This is a genomic window from Pseudomonas sp. P116, assembly GCF_020149425.1.
GTDB lineage: Bacteria > Pseudomonadota > Gammaproteobacteria > Pseudomonadales > Pseudomonadaceae > Aquipseudomonas > Aquipseudomonas anatoliensis.
Window position 1 is genome coordinate 174,555 of the sequence record NZ_JACVHB010000010.1, and the last position, 14,955, is coordinate 189,509.

Consider the following 14,955-nt stretch of genomic DNA (forward strand, 5'->3'; position numbering starts at 1 on the left):
ATGGTTTTTACCTAGAGCATCAATCAGAAGTTAGCAGGCGTATTCGCACTAATAATCTCAGCCTCATCCGCCCCGATATTGCGAAACTTATGCGGCAACGTCGTCGGAAAGTAATACCCATCCCCGGCATTCAACACGCTCACCGAGCCATCCACGGTCAACTCAACCGTCCCGCGCGTCACCAACCCACACTCCTCACCTTCCGAGTGAACAATCGGCTCTTCCCCGGAACTCGCGCCCGGTGCGTATTGCTCGCGCAGCAGGCGCATCTGGCGGCTCGGGACTGAGGCGCCGATCAGCAGCAGGCGCAGGCCGTGGCGGCCGAGGTCGGGCTGTTCGTTGGCACGGAAGACGTATTGATGTTCGCGTGGCGGCTGGTCGAAAGTGAAGAAGTCGGCCAGGGACATCGGGATGCCTTCGAGCAGCTTTTTCAATGAGCTGACGGAGGGGCTGACGCGATTCTGTTCGATCAGGGAGATGGTGGCATTGGTCACGCCGCTACGCCGGGCCAGCTCGCGCTGGGAGAGTTTGTAGCTTTCGCGTACTAGTTTGAGTCGAGAACCCGTATCCATGACTGCCTTATGTTGAGGTACTTAAGGGTAATGGGGGTGGGTGGCGGGTGACGCGCCGGGGCGCGGGTCACGTTGCTCCCGTGTCCCGGAACCGTGAAAGGCGGCTATTAAATCACGTTTGGTGGTGTTGCTCAGCAGGTTCGATGGGTGGTGCGGCAAAAGTCCTTCTTGCCTTGGTAATACGGACCTGTAGGAGTGAGCCTGCTCGCGATTGGATGGCACATTCACCATTATTTTTGACTGGATGACCGCCTTCGCGAGCAAGCTCGCTCCCACAGGGATTGGGGTGTTTCTGTGGGAAGGATGGTGACTGGGCTGGCCTCATCGCGAGCAGGCTCACTCCTACAATTTGATCATTGGTGTGTCAGTGGGAGTTATGGCGTCTTTATAGGCGCCATCGCTGGCAAGCCAGCTCCCACATTTGGATATCTGCGGTGTTGCGATAAGAAAAACCGGCGGGGTCTTGGGGCCGCCGCCGGGGAGGTAACTTAGATGCCGAAGCGGTCGCGCAGTGAGTAGTAGACGGCGCCGAGTGCGGTCAGTGGGGCTGAGAAGGTGCGGCCGCCGAGCATTGGCATGTGTGGCAGGGAGGCGAAAGCGTCGAAGCGTTCGGCATCGCCACGGATCATTTCCGAGATCAGTTTGCCGGCCAGGTGCGAGCAAGTGACGCCGTGGCCACTGTAGCCCTGCATGTAGTAAGCGTTTTTCTCGATGCGGCCGAATTGCGGCATGCGTGACATGGTCAGCAGGAAATTGCCGGTCCAGCGGTAGTCGATTTTCACGTCTTTGAGCTGCGGGAAGGTCTTGAGGATCTTCGGGCGGATCAGTTGTTCGACGTCGTCCGGCTCACGCGCGCCATAGACCACACCGCCGCCGTAAAGCAAACGGTTGTCGGCGGTGAGGCGGTAGTAGTCGAGCAGATAGTTGCAGTCTTCGACGCAATAATTGTTAGTGATCAGGCTGCGTGCCTGCTTCTCGGTCAACGGTTCGGTGACGACGATCTGCGAGCCGCACGGCATGCTTTTCGCGGTCACGCGGTTGTCGAGGCCTTGCGGCAGGTAGGCGTTACCGGCGATCAACAGGTACTTGGCGCGGACCAGGCCTTTGGCGGTGCGCACGACATTGGGCTCGCCGTAGGTGATTTCCACCGCGGCCGATTGTTCGTAGATCTTGCCGCCCAAACTGACGATGGCTGCGGCTTCACCGAGGGCCAGGTTCAGTGGGTGAACGTGGCCGCCCTGCAAATCCAGCAAGCCACCAACGTACGCATCCGAGCCGACTTCGCGACGAATGTCCGCAGCGTCGAGCATCTTCAGATTGCGGTTGCCGTAGCGTTCCCAGTTTTTCTTCTGCTCGGCCAGGCCATTCAGTTGTTTCTTGTTCATCGCCGCGAAGATACCGCCCGGACGGTAGTCGCATTTGATGTCGTATTGCTTGATGCGCGAACGAATGATGTCGGCGCCTTCGAAGATCATGCTGCCGAGAATTTCCGCGGTCTTGTCGCCGTAGCGTTCTTCGATCACGTCGACGTCGCGGCTGTACGAATTGACCAGTTGCCCGCCGTTACGGCCGCTCGCGCCGTAGCCGACCTTCGCCGCTTCCAGCACCGTGACTTTATAACCAGCCTCGGCGAGGAACAGTGCCGAGGACAGGCCCGTGTAACCGGCGCCGATGATGCAGACGTCGCAATCCACCGCTTCCTCAAGGGTCGGGAAGTCGATGACTTCGTTGCGAGTGGCGGCGTAGTAGCTGTTTACGTGTTGTTGTTTCATAGGGTTCTCCGAGGGTCGCCAGCACACGCCAGCAACCGCCGCTGTAAAAGAGTTAGAGCTTGATCCAGGTCGCTTTCAGCTCGGTGTACTTGTCGAATGCGTGCAGCGATTTATCGCGACCGTTGCCCGACTGTTTGAAGCCACCGAACGGCGCGGTCATGTCGCCGCCGTCGTACTGGTTGACCCAGACGCTGCCGGCACGCAGGCCACGAGCGAAGGTGTGCGCCTTGCTCAGGTTGCTGGTCCAGACGCCGGCGGCGAGGCCGAAGATGCTGTCGTTGGCGATCTGCAGCGCTTCTTCAACGGTGTCGAAGGTGATCAGCGACAGCACCGGGCCGAAAATTTCTTCCTGAGCGATGGTCATGGCGTTGGTCACGCCGTCGAAAATCGCCGGTTGCACGTACAGGCCACCGGTTTCTTCAAGGGTGCGCTGGCCACCGGCAATCAGCTCGGCGCCCTGCTCGCGACCGATGCTGATGTAGCGCAGCACGTTGTCGAGTTGACGCTGATCGACCACGGCACCGACGGTGGTCGCCGGGTCGAGGGCGTGGCCGGGTTTCCACGCTTGCAGTGCTTCCACCAGCAGCGGAATGAACTGCTCACGGATCGAACGCTCGACCAGCAAGCGCGAACCGGCTGTGCAGACTTCGCCCTGGTTGAAGGCGATGGCGCCGGCCGCTGCTTGTGCCGCGGCGCGCAAGTCCGGTGCGTCGGCAAACACCACGTTCGGGCTCTTGCCCCCTGCTTCGAGCCAGACGCGTTTCATGTTGCTCTGACCGGCATAAATCATCAGTTGCTTGGCAATCGCCGTGGAACCCGTGAAGGCCAGCACGTCGACGTCCATGTGCAACGCCAACGCCTTGCCGACGGTGTGGCCGAAGCCTGGCAGGACGTTGAACACGCCTTTCGGAATGCCGGCATCCAGTGCCAGCTGGGCGATGCGGATCGCGGTCAGCGGCGACTTTTCCGAAGGCTTGAGGATGAACGAGTTACCAGCGGCCAGCGCTGGGGCGAATTTCCAGCTGGCCATGATCAGCGGGAAGTTCCAGGGCACGATGGCCGCCACCACGCCGCAAGGTTCGCGAGTGATCAGGCCAAGTTGGTCGTGCGGAGTAGCGGCCACTTCGTCGTAAATCTTGTCGACGGCTTCGGCGCTCCAGCGGATCGCGTTGGCAGTCGCCGGGATGTCGATGCTCATCGAGTCGCTGATCGGTTTGCCCATGTCGAGGGTTTCCAGCAGCGCCAGTTCATCCTGGTTCTGCAGGATCAGATCGGCAAAGCGGATCAGGATGCGCTTGCGCTCGGCCGGGGCTTTGTTGGCCCACACGCCGGATTCAAACGATTGGCGTGCGGCTTCGACGGCGAGGTTGGCGTCGGCTTCATCGGTGCTGGCGACGGAGGCCAGAAAACGGCCGTCAACGGGGCTCAGGCATTCGAAGGTGTCGCCGCTGATCGCCGGGCGGTATTCACCGTTGATGAACGCGCGGGATTCAATGGTCAGGGACTGGAAGCGTTGTTCCCAGTCGTTGCGGGTCGTTGTCATTGTTATGGCTCGACGAGGGGGTGGTGAGCAGCGGACGAACGCCGCCGATCAAAATCTGGTAACCCGATCCCCTGTAGGAGCTGCCGAAGGCTGCGATCTTTTGACTTTGTTTTTTCAAGATCAAGATCAAGATCAAAAGATCGCAGCCTTCGGCAGCTCCTACAGGGAATGGTGCTGGGCTTTAAACGGTATGCAGATACCAGTTGTACTCAAGGTCAGAGATCGAGTTCTCGAACTCGGCCAGCTCGCTTTCCTTGCACGCGACAAACACGTCGATGTACAGCGGGTCGATGTAGCGGGCCATGACTTCGCTGTCGTCCAGCTCGCGCAATGCGTCACGCAGGTTGTTCGGCAGGCTTTGTTCGTTCTGCTCGTAGCTGTTGCCTTCGACCGGGGCGCCCGGCTCGATCTGGTTGGTCAGGCCGTGGTGAACACCGGCCAGCACCGAAGCCATCAGCAGGTACGGGTTGGCGTCCGCACCGGCTACACGATGTTCGATGCGCACGGCGTCAGCAGAACCGGTCGGCACACGAATCGCCACAGTGCGATTGTCGATGCCCCAGCACGGCGAGTTCGGCACGTAGAACTGTGCGCCGAAACGACGGTACGAGTTGACGTTCGGGCAGAGGAAGGCCATTTGCGCAGGCAGGGTCTCCAGCACACCGCCGATCGCGTGTCGCAGCGCGGCGTTCTGCTCGGGATCCTCGCTGGCGAAGATGTTGTTGCCTTCTTTGTCCAGGATCGAAATGTGCACGTGCAGACCGTTACCCGCCTGGCCCGGATACGGCTTGGCCATGAAGGTAGTGTCCATCTCGTGGTCGTAGGCGATGTTTTTCACCAGACGCTTGAGCAGGACGGCGTAGTCGCATGCCTTGATCGGATCGGAGACGTGATGCAGGTTGACTTCGAACTGCGCCGGGGCGCTTTCCTTGACGATGGCGTCAGCAGGAATGCCCTGCTCTTTCGCGCCTTCGAGGATGTCTTGCAGGCAGTCGACGTATTCGTCGAGGTCGTCGATCAGGTAGACCTGAGTCGACACTGGGCGCTTGCCGGAAACCGGCGAGCGTGGCGACTGCGGACGGCCGTTCACGTTGTCCTGGTCGATCAGGTAGAACTCGAGTTCGAACGCTGCGCAAATGGTCAGGCCGAGGTCGTCGAATTTACGCACCACGTTGGCCAGCACTTCACGCGGGTCAGCGAAGAACGGCTGGCCTTCGATCTCGTGCATGGTCATTAACAGTTGTGCGGTTGGGCGCTTCTGCCACGGCTCGATGCTCAGGGTGCCGGGGATCGGGTAGCAGATGCGGTCAGCGTCGCCGATGTCCAGACCCAGGCCGGTGCTTTCCACCGTGGAGCCATTGATGTCGAGGGCGAAAAGCGAAGCCGGCAGGTTGATGCCTTTCTCGTAAACCTTATGAAGACTGGTGCGTTCGATGCGCTTGCCGCGCACCACACCGTTCATATCCGCAATCAGAAGGTCGACGTACAAAACCTCAGGATATTTCTTAAGGAATGCGTTTGCTTCGTTGAGTTGAACGGTACGCAGAGGGACCGACATGATGCACCTATTTAGCTGTTAATTATTATGTTCACTGCTGTTTCGCCGAGCCAGTCAACCCGAACGGCAAAGTGAAGTCAATAGCGAACACCCTGCCGCTCAGCCTTTATTTTTAGGGCTTTTCTTGACACCTGCGTGCCAAAACAGGCGCCAGATGCCCGCCAATCATGAAGATTTGATGAAAGGCGTTTAGAATTTTTTACATGGCAGTTGTTAATTAAAATCAACGAGGCTAAGCTCCGGAAAAGCTCGTTCAAGTGTCAGACTCGAGGTGAATAAAAATGGCATTCAAGCCATTGATCGGCGTTACTGCGTGCGTCAAACAGATTGGCCTGCACCCCTATCACATCAGCGGCGACAAGTACGTTCGTGCTGTCAGCGTTGGCGCTCAGGGGCTGCCAGTGGTCATTCCTTCCCTTGGCAACCTGACTGAAATCGAGGACCTGCTCGGTCAACTCGACGGTCTGTTGCTGACCGGTTCGCCTTCCAACGTGGAACCCTTCCACTATCAAGGCCCGGCCAGCACTCCCGGCACGGATCACGATCCGGCGCGGGATGCCACCACCCTTCCTTTATTGCGTGCAGCCATTGCGGCGGGCGTTCCGGTGCTGGGCATTTGCCGCGGCTTCCAGGAGATGAACGTGGCATTCGGCGGCAGCCTGCATCAGAAGGTCCATGAGCTGCCGGGCATGCTCGATCACCGTGAAGCGGACAGCCCGGATTTGGCCGTGCAATACGCACCGGCTCATGCGGTCACTGTGCTTGGCGGTGGTGTGTTCGAAGCGCTGGAGTTGCCGGGCGAGTTTCAGGTCAACTCGATTCACAGTCAGGGCATCGACCGCCTCGCGCCCGGCCTGCGTGCCGAAGCGGTGGCGCCGGATGGTCTGATCGAGGCGATCTCGGTGGAGCACAGCCCGACCTTTGCCCTCGGCGTGCAATGGCACCCGGAGTGGCAAGTGCTCGACAACCCGAACTACCTGAAGATTTTCCAGGCCTTCGGTGAGGCTTGCCGCCAGCGTGCGGCGCGGCGTAACCAGCGCTGACACAACCAAAGAATACGTAACGATTTACTGCCCCCACGCAAGTCGGGTGTGCCTGCGCGCATCCGTCATTCGTGAAAAACAACACCCGTAATAACAACAAGTACGACCCAGGCAGCCAGGACGGCGGCGCCGAACAAGCCGGAGCAACCTGCCACAGACGCAGTCCCCTGTAGGAGCTGCCGAAGGCTGCGATCTTTTGACTTTGTTGTTAAAGATCAAGATCCAAAGATCGCAGCCTTCGGCAGCTCCTACAGGGACCGTGTGATGACGGGAATTGTTTTTCCAGGCTTGCAATCCACTTAAGCCAGGCCACGTTGGCCAGGCACTGAAACCTGTTGGGAGTTTCACATGGCAAACGCCTCCAGCACTTACAGGAAGGCACTTGAAGGTCATCAGCAACCGAAAAAGGTGTTGGTGAAAGTCGATCGTGTCACCAAGAAGTTCGACGAAACCACCGCAGTGGACGATGTATCCCTGGAGATCCATCAGGGCGAAATCTTTGCCCTGCTCGGCGGCTCCGGCTCGGGTAAATCGACCCTGCTGCGCATGCTTGCCGGTTTCGAGCGCCCGACTGAAGGGCGGATTCTGCTCGACGGCGTGGACATCACCGACATGCCGCCGTACGAGCGGCCGATCAACATGATGTTCCAGTCCTACGCGCTGTTCCCGCACATGACCGTCGCGCAGAACATCGCCTTCGGCCTCAAGCAGGACCGTTTGCCAGCCAGTGAAATCGACGCCCGCGTTGAAGAAATGCTGCGTCTGGTGCACATGACCCAATACGCCAAACGCAAACCGCATCAGTTGTCCGGTGGTCAGCGCCAACGTGTCGCCCTCGCCCGCTCGCTGGCCAAGCGTCCGAAGCTGTTGCTGCTCGACGAACCTATGGGTGCGCTGGATAAAAAGCTGCGTTCGCAAATGCAGCTGGAACTGGTTGAGATCATCGAGCGCGTCGGTGTGACCTGCGTGATGGTGACTCACGACCAGGAAGAAGCCATGACCATGGCCGAGCGCATTGCGATCATGCACCTGGGCTGGATCGCGCAGATCGGCAGCCCGATCGACATCTATGAAGCACCGGTCAGCCGCATGGTCTGCGAGTTCATCGGCAACGTGAACGCCTTCGACGGCACCGTGGTGGAAGACCTTGAAGGTCACGCGATCATCCACAGCCCGGACTTGCAGCAGAAGATCTACGTCGGTCACGGCGTCAGCACCTCGGTGCAGGACAAATCGATCACCTACGCGATCCGCCCGGAAAAAATGCTCGTCAGCACCACCCAGCCCGAGTTCCGCTACAACTGGTCCGAAGGCAAAGTGCATGACATCGCCTACCTCGGCGGCCACTCGGTGTTCTACGTCGAATTGCCGGGCGGCAAAATCGTCCAGTCGTTCATGGCCAACGCTGAACGCCGTGGCGCGCGACCGACCTGGGACGACAAGGTTTACGTCTGGTGGGAAGACGACAGCGGCGTGGTACTGCGCTCATGAGAACCTTCAATCAGCAATTCCTGCGCCTGGTGCCCAGTGGCCGAAAACTGGTGATCGGTATTCCGTTCATCTGGCTGTTCCTGTTCTTCATGCTGCCGTTTTTCCTGGTGATGAAGATCAGCTTCTCGGAAGCCGCGTTGTCGATCCCGCCGTACTCGGAGATCTACACCTACGCCGAACAGAAATTCCAGCTGCTGCTGAACATCGGCAACTACGCCATGCTCGGCGAAGACGAGTTGTACCTGTCGGCCTACCTCGGTTCGCTGAAGGTCGCGGCACTGAGCACGCTGATGTGCCTGGTGATCGGTTTCCCGATGGCTTACGCGATCACCAAGACCGGCAAGGAAACACAAAACGTCCTGCTGCTGTTGATCATGATGCCGACCTGGACCGCGATCCTGATCCGCGTTTACGCGTGGATGGGCATTCTCAGCAACAACGGTTTGCTCAACAGCTTCCTGATGTGGACTGGCCTGACCGATCACTCGATCGAGATCCTCAACACCAACACGGCGGTGTATATCGGCGTGGTTTATGCCTACCTGCCGTTCATGGTGTTGCCGCTGTACGCCAACCTGGTGAAGCACGACGGCAGTCTGCTGGAAGCCGCGTCGGACCTGGGGTCGAGCAACTTCAACAACTTCTGGAAAATCACCGTACCGCTGGCCAAGAACGGCATCATCGCAGGCTGCATGCTGGTGTTCATTCCGGTGGTCGGCGAGTTCGTGATTCCCGAACTGTTGGGTGGCCCGGAAACGCTGATGATCGGTCGCGTGCTGTGGCAAGAGTTCTTCAATAACCGCGACTGGCCGGTGGCGTCTGCCCTGGCGGTGGTGATGCTGTTGATCCTGATTGTGCCGATTCTGCTGTTCAACCGCAGCCAGGCCAAAGAGATGGAGGCACGGGGATGAAACGCTTCGGTTTTGCAAAATTCATGTTGATCTTCGGCCTGACGTTCATCTATCTGCCGATGCTGATCCTGGTGATCTACTCGTTCAACGCCTCCAAGCTGGTGACGGTATGGGGCGGCTGGTCGATCAAGTGGTACACCGGTTTGCTCGACAACACGCAACTGATGGGCTCGGTGGGACGCTCGCTGGAAATCGCCTGCTACACCGCCGTTGCGGCTGTGGCACTCGGTACTCTGGCTGCGTTCGTGCTGACTCGGGTAACACGCTTCAAGGGTCGCACGCTGTTTGGCGGCCTGGTCACCGCGCCGTTGGTGATGCCTGAAGTGATCACCGGCCTGTCGTTGTTGCTGCTGTTCGTGGCGATGGCGCAACTGATCGGCTGGCCACAGGAACGTGGCATCGTCACGATCTGGATCGCCCACACCACGTTTTGTGCAGCCTATGTGGCGGTAGTAGTCTCCGCCCGCCTGCGTGAACTGGACCTGTCAATTGAAGAAGCGGCGATGGACTTGGGCGCGAAGCCGTTCAAGGTGTTTTTCCTGATCACCATTCCGATGATCGCGCCGTCGCTGGCGGCGGGCGGGATGATGTCGTTCGCCTTGTCGCTGGATGACCTGGTGTTGGCGAGCTTCGTCTCCGGCCCAGGCTCCACGACCCTGCCGATGGAAGTGTTCTCGGCGGTGCGTCTGGGCGTGAAGCCTGAGATCAACGCGGTGGCGAGTCTTATTCTGCTGGCGGTGTCGCTGGTGACCTTCCTCGTCTGGTACTTCGGCCGCAAGGCAGAAGCCAACCGCAAGCGGGCGATTCAGGAAGCGATGGATCAGACAGCGAATGAGTCGTGGCAGCCTCAGCGCGCGGCCACAACTGCTTGACGTCTTGATGGAGATCCATTGTGGTGAGGGGATTTATCCCCGATGGGCTGCGGAGCAGCCCTAAACCAGGCACTTGCGGTTTACCAGGAACACCGCATGCAATGGTTTTGCGACTGCTTCGCAGCCGATCGGGGATAAATCCCCTCGCCACAGAAGCTCTCTCCCAAAGTTCTATGCACACCCGGTTTGTGTTTTTGAATAAAAAAAATGGAGTTGTACCGATGAAAATGTTTGGCAGGACTCTGCTGACACTGTCCTTAATGGGCGCAATCGTCATGGGCGCCCAGGCCAACGACAAAGTGCTGCGTGTTTACAACTGGTCCGATTACATCGCGCCGGACACCGTCAAGAAGTTCGAAGACGAGACCGGTATCCGCGTGACCTACGACGTCTTCGACAGCAACGAAACCCTCGAGGCGCGTTTGCTGGCGGGCAAATCCGGCTATGACCTCGTCGTGCCATCCAACAGTTTTCTGGCCAAGCAGATCAAGGCTGGCGTCTATCAGCCGCTGGATAAATCGAAGCTGCCCAACTGGAAGAATCTCAACCCGGTGCTGCTGAAAAATGCTGCCGCCAGTGATCCGGATAACACTCACGCGTTCCCGTACATGTGGGGCTCGATCGGCATCGGTTTCAACCCGGCAAAGGTCAAGGAAGTGCTCGGTGCCGACGCTCCGACCAACTCCTGGGACTTGCTGTTCAAACCGGAAAATGCGGAAAAGCTGAAGGCCTGTGGCATCAGTTTCCTCGACTCGCCGACCGAAATGATCCCGGCCGCCCTGCACTACCTGGGTTACCCGGTGAACGACAAGGACAAGGCGCACATCATGGAAGCCGAAGCGCTGTTCATGAAGATCCGCCCGTATGTGGCGTACTTTCACTCCTCTAAGTACATCTCGGACCTGGCCAACGGCAACATCTGTGTGGCGGTCGGCTACTCCGGGGACGTCCTGCAGGCCAAGGCCCGCGCGATGGAATCGGGCAACAAGGTGAAGATCGACTACAGCATTCCCAAGGAAGGCGCCGGCAGTTTCTACGACATGGTCGCCATCCCGCGTGATGCGGCGAACGTCGACAACGCGTATCTGTTCATGGATTTTTTGATGCGCCCTGACATCATCGCCGAGATCACCAACAGCAACGGCTACAGCAACGCCAACTCGGCGGCGACGCCATTGGTCGACGAAGCGATCCGCAACGACCCGGGCTCGTACCCCTCGCAAGCGGTGATGGCGACACTGTATGCGGTGCCGGATCAGCCGATTGCGACCCAGCGGATCATGACCCGCGGCTGGACCCGAGTGAAACTCGGTAAATAAGAACACCATCGATCCAAATGTAGGAGTGAGCCTGCTCGCGATAGCGGTGTGTCAGGCGCCCGTGATGTTGAATGTGCTGGCCTCATCGCGAGCAGGCTCACTCCTACAATGGATCGGTGTGATGTGCAAAAGAATTTGATGGTTTCCCGTTCACGCAGCGCCTTACCACCGCTGCACCCTGCATATGAACGGCCTCACCTGGCTCCCTCGGCTCAGGTGAATTTCAGGCGCCCTCGGACGCCTTTTTTTGTGGCTCAATTCAGTGGCCAATCCTGCAGAATCCGATAGCGACCCTTGTGCGATTCAAACAACGCAAAGCGCTCGGCACGCAGGAAAAACTCTGGCGGCGTGGCCGATTCCGGCTCCGGCGCTCGGTAGTCACGGGCCAAGGTCAGGTGCGGGCGAAACTCGTGGGCAGTCTCTTCAAAACCGAATGGCAACATGGCCTGTTCAAGTGCATAGACCAATCGCAGCAACGACTGCGGTGCCTGCTCCGGCGCCAACGACAAGACCCCGGCGCGATGCCAGACCTGCAAGCGATCCAGTGAAATCTGCAACCTCTCCCCCGGTGTACGTACTTTGCCAGCGGCTTCGCAGACTTCGCCGATCTGCGCCAGTGGCACGGCGCCGAGAAACAGCAGCGTCAGATGAAAGTTATCCGCCGGCACGGGCTTGCCGGTTCTCAGGCCCAACTCCGCGCGCCACTGGGCAATTGCCTTGCGCTGCGCCGGCGGGCAGTCGAGCGCGAAGAACAATCGTTTGGAGGGTTCATCCCTGTACGCGTCATCGGTCATGGCCGGGCTCCTTCGTTCCTCGTGATCGGCGTGATTCTACACAGCCTGATCTGACGACTCGCGACACCGGGCTATAGTTCAAGGATTGCCATCGACCGGAGGCCGCCATGCGCGAGATCCTCAGCAAAGAACCGTGGTGGGCCCGACCACCGAATCCCGGGCAAGATGAAACCGAGCTGGAATGGGGCTGGCTGGTGCATTACAGCGAAGGTGAGCCGCGTTTTGAATTCGTCCGCGAACGCCCGACGGACGAACAGATCCGCAACCGCAAAGGCTGTCGGATCACCCCCTCCGCAGAGTGACCCCAAGCCCCGCCCTCCATGTAGGAGCTGTCGAGTGAAACGAGGCGGCGATCTTTTGATCTTGTTTTTTAGGGCAAGATCAAAAGATCGCAGCCTTCGGCAGCTCCTACAGGGATCTGCGGTGTATTCACCATCGATACCATCACACAGAAACCTGTGGGAGCTAGCCTGCTGGCGATTGCGGTGGGTCAGCCAAGACAGATACAGGATTTGCGGGTCAAATCGCTGGCAAGCCAGCTCCCACAGGGATTTTGATGGATTTTGTATTTCTGTTAACACCCGAGAAACCTGTGGGAGCTGGCTTGCCAGCGATAGCGGTGGGTCAGGTGACATATGTGATCACTGACACATTGCAATCGCGAGCAGGCTCACTCCTACAGAGGATTTATTCAGGTTCGATAAGGTACTGGAAGCCGCCGAAGATCATCCGCTGTCCATCAAACGGCATCGGGTTGACGTCCGGTTGCATGCGCGGGTCTTCCATCATTTTCGCCATGCCGGTATCGCGAGTGGCTTTGTCCGGCCAGATCAGCCAGCCGGACGCGACGGTTTCACCTTCCTTGAGTTTTACCGCCATCGGGAACGACGTGAGCTTGCCGTCCGGGACATCATCACCCCAGCATTCAGCGACGCTCAGGGCGCCGTATTCCTTGAAGATCACTGCTGCGATTTCAGCGTGCTTTTTGTACTGCTCGCGATTGGCAGTCGGGACCGGCGCTACAAAAATATCGATGTAAGCCATGATCATTCTCCTGGTACGTTGGGTTCGATCTGCTGGGTAGTCGATTCCGGCGGATGCCATTCGACACGATTCGCCCCAAACCCGACCGACGGCTCTTCGCCCGCTCCCAAATTGCGCTCCACCTGCCCGGCCATGTGCAGCGTGCCGGCCATCACGCCAGTGGTCGGGTTCTGCACCAGTTTCAGCCAGGCCTTGTCGAAGGTGTTGCCCAGGCTGCTGCGGATCAGCGCCTCACTGTCGGGCCGGTCGTTGGCCTGGAGGATCGCGCGGATGCCCATCACGCCGACGGAAATCATCGCCCCGGCCAGTTTGCCCGCCGCTGCTGCCACCGCACTGGCGGCACCGCGCGGGGCCATTTCCGCCTCCATTCGCTGGCTCGCACGCTTGGCTACCGGGGCCATGCCGGCATCCGTCGAACCAATGCCTTTGGCGCCGCCGTCGGTGTGAATTTTATCTATCAGTGCCGCGTAGGCCGGCAGTGTGGTCAACGGTTCGGTGCTGATGACTTTGTACAACGAGGCATCCCGCGCCGGCGGTGGTCCGAGGGCAATGGCCGGGATCTTCTGCAAACGACCGTTGAGCTGGGCAACCGGCACGCGGTGGCGCTGGGCGATGAGCGGCATCTGCCGAGCCATCAGCTCTGCATAGAACGCCGTGGCCTGGCCGAGGATCGCGTCCGGATCAACCTCCACCGCGACCGGCGCAAGCACCCTTTTCTGATACTGATCAAGCAGATACGTCGCCAAGCGCTTGGCCGAAGCATCCTGCTCGCCACCGGCACTGATCGTGTACCAACTGACCTTCATCGACAGCCATTCCTGGGTCCAGTAGCTGCTGAACCACGGGATGAAATTTTCTTCAGTTTGCTGATAGACGCGAGTGCGCCAATGTTCCATCGAGCCACGGGCGAACAACTTGACCTGCTCAGTTGCTTGTTGCGAGGCGCTGACGATCTCCCGGTCGATCTGTTGCCAAGTCGCGGGCGACACCACGACGGCTGGAGCAGCAGTCACCGGAGCCCGGGGCGACGTGGTGCAACCGGCCAGCAGAAACAGTGCGGCGACGACCAGCGCACGCAGGTTCACGGTGGGGGTGTCCTTTTGAGGAGGGAGCACATTTGAGTATAGGTGGGTCAGTCAGCGGTGTTGCTGGATGTTCCGGCCTCATCGCTGGCAAGCCAGCTCCCACAGGTTTCGCGTCGTTCCTGAATTTGTGTTCACCGAAGATCACTGTGGGAGCTGGCTTGCCAGCGATGGGGCCAGCCAAAGCGCCGCAAAACTCGACCATCAATGCCGTCGATATTCACCATCGCCACGATCACCTTCCGTCTGCCGCCCACGAAGGGCACGATTGCCACATCCGAACCGCAACGAGGAGTTCACATCATGATTCACACCATCGCACTCTCCGTGAGTTTTCCGGTGTTCGGCAGCAACTACTACGACCAGCAAGTTGTGTCGCACAAGGCACAATCACTGGTATTCAACGAAGATTTCGAAGATCTGCTGATGCCCGCCGCGACCAATCATTTCAGTAATGAAGTGGTCGGCATCAACGATCAGTTCCGCTTTCTGAGCGACATCCTCGCCACCCATTTGCTGGATCTCGAGGCCTCTGTGCCTGCGCGTTCCCGCGTCCAGGCGAGCGCTCGTTTTATTTGATGACCGAGGGCTAATGAACGAGGGCGTTCCTTTGCGGGAACGCCCTCTTGTGTTCAATCAATCATCATCCCGATCGCGGTGATAGCGACGGCCATCGCGGCGGTCGTCATCGCGGTCATCCCAGCGCCGATCATTGTCGTAATGGCGCCCATGGTCGCGGTCGTAATGCCGGCCGTGGCGGTGGTCATTATCAAAATCCGCCACACAGCCGCCGAGCAATACGGCGGCGGTAACGGTCAGCAGCATCGTTGTAGCGCGCTTCATTCAACACTTCCCTAAAACCAAGGTCTTGACGACGGAATCGGCCACGCTGCCCTCGCCTTCAGGACGCGGTGCGCGCAGCCGTCAATACGACCGGGTAAAACAGCGATGATT

Annotated in this window: 15 protein-coding genes; 7 read left to right on the forward strand and 8 right to left on the reverse strand. The window is 59.0% G+C overall.

Annotation, left to right across the window (positions count from 1 at the left end; all coding sequences use genetic code 11):
- Nucleotides 1-23: 23 nt before the first annotated feature.
- From ICA15_RS27325 to ICA15_RS27340, 4 genes are all read right to left on the reverse strand, one after another.
- Entirely contained in the window at nucleotides 24-572 is a 549-nt protein-coding gene (locus tag ICA15_RS27325) for a cupin domain-containing protein (RefSeq protein ID WP_042558757.1), read from the reverse strand.
- Between the two features lie 488 nt (nucleotides 573-1,060).
- A complete protein-coding gene (locus ICA15_RS27330; protein ID WP_210555139.1) occupies nucleotides 1,061-2,344 on the reverse strand; it encodes an NAD(P)/FAD-dependent oxidoreductase in 1,284 nt (427 codons plus the stop codon).
- 52 nt (nucleotides 2,345-2,396) lie between these two features.
- Nucleotides 2,397-3,887: an aldehyde dehydrogenase gene (locus ICA15_RS27335; RefSeq protein WP_210555138.1), complete on the reverse strand. Its 1,491-nt coding sequence runs from the start codon at nucleotides 3,885-3,887 to the stop codon at nucleotides 2,397-2,399.
- Between the two features lie 181 nt (nucleotides 3,888-4,068).
- Nucleotides 4,069-5,445, reverse strand: coding sequence for a glutamine synthetase family protein (locus ICA15_RS27340; protein ID WP_150605179.1), 1,377 nt, complete (start codon nucleotides 5,443-5,445; stop codon nucleotides 4,069-4,071).
- A 281-nt stretch (nucleotides 5,446-5,726) separates the two neighbouring features.
- Between ICA15_RS27340 and ICA15_RS27345 the strand changes: the two genes are divergently transcribed.
- From ICA15_RS27345 to ICA15_RS27365, 5 genes are all read left to right on the forward strand, one after another.
- Nucleotides 5,727-6,488 (forward strand): gamma-glutamyl-gamma-aminobutyrate hydrolase family protein, encoded by a 762-nt coding sequence (locus tag ICA15_RS27345; protein ID WP_210555137.1) that lies wholly within the window; start codon nucleotides 5,727-5,729, stop codon nucleotides 6,486-6,488.
- A 348-nt stretch (nucleotides 6,489-6,836) separates the two neighbouring features.
- A complete protein-coding gene (locus ICA15_RS27350) occupies nucleotides 6,837-7,979 on the forward strand; it encodes an ABC transporter ATP-binding protein (protein WP_150605182.1) in 1,143 nt (380 codons plus the stop codon).
- Between the two features lie 29 nt (nucleotides 7,980-8,008).
- Nucleotides 8,009-8,890: an ABC transporter permease subunit gene (locus tag ICA15_RS27355; protein ID WP_191626509.1), complete on the forward strand. Its 882-nt coding sequence runs from the start codon at nucleotides 8,009-8,011 to the stop codon at nucleotides 8,888-8,890.
- Nucleotides 8,887-9,762, forward strand: a complete 876-nt coding sequence (locus tag ICA15_RS27360) for an ABC transporter permease subunit (protein WP_210555136.1) — start codon at nucleotides 8,887-8,889, stop codon at nucleotides 9,760-9,762. Before ICA15_RS27355 ends, ICA15_RS27360 begins: the two co-directional genes overlap by 4 nt.
- Nucleotides 9,763-9,983: 221 nt before the next feature.
- A complete protein-coding gene (locus ICA15_RS27365) occupies nucleotides 9,984-11,081 on the forward strand; it encodes a polyamine ABC transporter substrate-binding protein (RefSeq protein ID WP_210555135.1) in 1,098 nt (365 codons plus the stop codon).
- A 254-nt stretch (nucleotides 11,082-11,335) separates the two neighbouring features.
- Here ICA15_RS27365 and thpR read toward each other — a convergent pair whose 3' ends face one another.
- Nucleotides 11,336-11,875 carry an RNA 2',3'-cyclic phosphodiesterase gene (gene thpR / locus ICA15_RS27370; RefSeq protein ID WP_210555134.1) on the reverse strand — a complete coding sequence of 180 codons (540 nt, stop codon included), beginning with the start codon at nucleotides 11,873-11,875 and terminating at the stop codon, nucleotides 11,336-11,338.
- Nucleotides 11,876-11,982: 107 nt separating this feature from the next.
- Here thpR and ICA15_RS27375 point away from each other — a divergent pair, with 107 nt between their 5' ends.
- Nucleotides 11,983-12,177 carry a hypothetical protein gene (locus ICA15_RS27375; RefSeq protein WP_150605187.1) on the forward strand — a complete coding sequence of 65 codons (195 nt, stop codon included), beginning with the start codon at nucleotides 11,983-11,985 and terminating at the stop codon, nucleotides 12,175-12,177.
- Between the two features lie 385 nt (nucleotides 12,178-12,562).
- On the opposite strand, the gene ICA15_RS27380 is transcribed toward ICA15_RS27375, so the two are convergent.
- Both ICA15_RS27380 and ICA15_RS27385 read right to left on the reverse strand, forming a co-directional pair.
- Entirely contained in the window at nucleotides 12,563-12,919 is a 357-nt protein-coding gene (locus ICA15_RS27380) for a DUF1428 domain-containing protein (RefSeq protein WP_210555133.1), read from the reverse strand.
- Nucleotides 12,920-12,921: 2 nt separating this feature from the next.
- Complete coding sequence (locus ICA15_RS27385) at nucleotides 12,922-14,004, reverse strand: hypothetical protein (RefSeq protein ID WP_150618142.1); 1,083 nt, start codon at nucleotides 14,002-14,004, stop codon at nucleotides 12,922-12,924.
- Between the two features lie 300 nt (nucleotides 14,005-14,304).
- Here ICA15_RS27385 and ICA15_RS27390 point away from each other — a divergent pair, with 300 nt between their 5' ends.
- Nucleotides 14,305-14,580: a hypothetical protein gene (locus ICA15_RS27390; RefSeq protein WP_150618141.1), complete on the forward strand. Its 276-nt coding sequence runs from the start codon at nucleotides 14,305-14,307 to the stop codon at nucleotides 14,578-14,580.
- A gap of 57 nt (nucleotides 14,581-14,637) precedes the next feature.
- On the opposite strand, the gene ICA15_RS27395 is transcribed toward ICA15_RS27390, so the two are convergent.
- The gene (locus ICA15_RS27395; protein WP_210555132.1) at nucleotides 14,638-14,844 is read right to left on the reverse strand and encodes a hypothetical protein; all 207 of its coding nucleotides are present in this window, start codon (nucleotides 14,842-14,844) and stop codon (nucleotides 14,638-14,640) included.
- Nucleotides 14,845-14,955: the final 111 nt, after the last annotated feature.

What these genes read in the sequence shown, in the direction of transcription:
- ICA15_RS27325 (WP_042558757.1), bottom strand. Translation starts at nt 572, where the DNA reads ATGGATACGGGTTCTCGACTCAAACTAGTACGCGAAAGCTACAAACTC.
- ICA15_RS27330 (WP_210555139.1), bottom strand. Translation starts at nt 2,344, where the DNA reads ATGAAACAACAACACGTAAACAGCTACTACGCCGCCACTCGCAACGAA.
- ICA15_RS27335 (WP_210555138.1), bottom strand. Translation starts at nt 3,887, where the DNA reads ATGACAACGACCCGCAACGACTGGGAACAACGCTTCCAGTCCCTGACC.
- ICA15_RS27340 (WP_150605179.1), bottom strand. Translation starts at nt 5,445, where the DNA reads ATGTCGGTCCCTCTGCGTACCGTTCAACTCAACGAAGCAAACGCATTC.
- ICA15_RS27345 (WP_210555137.1), top strand. Translation starts at nt 5,727, where the DNA reads ATGGCATTCAAGCCATTGATCGGCGTTACTGCGTGCGTCAAACAGATT.
- ICA15_RS27350 (WP_150605182.1), top strand. Translation starts at nt 6,837, where the DNA reads ATGGCAAACGCCTCCAGCACTTACAGGAAGGCACTTGAAGGTCATCAG.
- ICA15_RS27360 (WP_210555136.1), top strand. Translation starts at nt 8,887, where the DNA reads ATGAAACGCTTCGGTTTTGCAAAATTCATGTTGATCTTCGGCCTGACG.
- ICA15_RS27365 (WP_210555135.1), top strand. Translation starts at nt 9,984, where the DNA reads ATGAAAATGTTTGGCAGGACTCTGCTGACACTGTCCTTAATGGGCGCA.
- thpR (WP_210555134.1), bottom strand. Translation starts at nt 11,875, where the DNA reads ATGACCGATGACGCGTACAGGGATGAACCCTCCAAACGATTGTTCTTC.
- ICA15_RS27375 (WP_150605187.1), top strand. Translation starts at nt 11,983, where the DNA reads ATGCGCGAGATCCTCAGCAAAGAACCGTGGTGGGCCCGACCACCGAAT.
- ICA15_RS27380 (WP_210555133.1), bottom strand. Translation starts at nt 12,919, where the DNA reads ATGGCTTACATCGATATTTTTGTAGCGCCGGTCCCGACTGCCAATCGC.
- ICA15_RS27390 (WP_150618141.1), top strand. Translation starts at nt 14,305, where the DNA reads ATGATTCACACCATCGCACTCTCCGTGAGTTTTCCGGTGTTCGGCAGC.
- ICA15_RS27395 (WP_210555132.1), bottom strand. Translation starts at nt 14,844, where the DNA reads ATGAAGCGCGCTACAACGATGCTGCTGACCGTTACCGCCGCCGTATTG.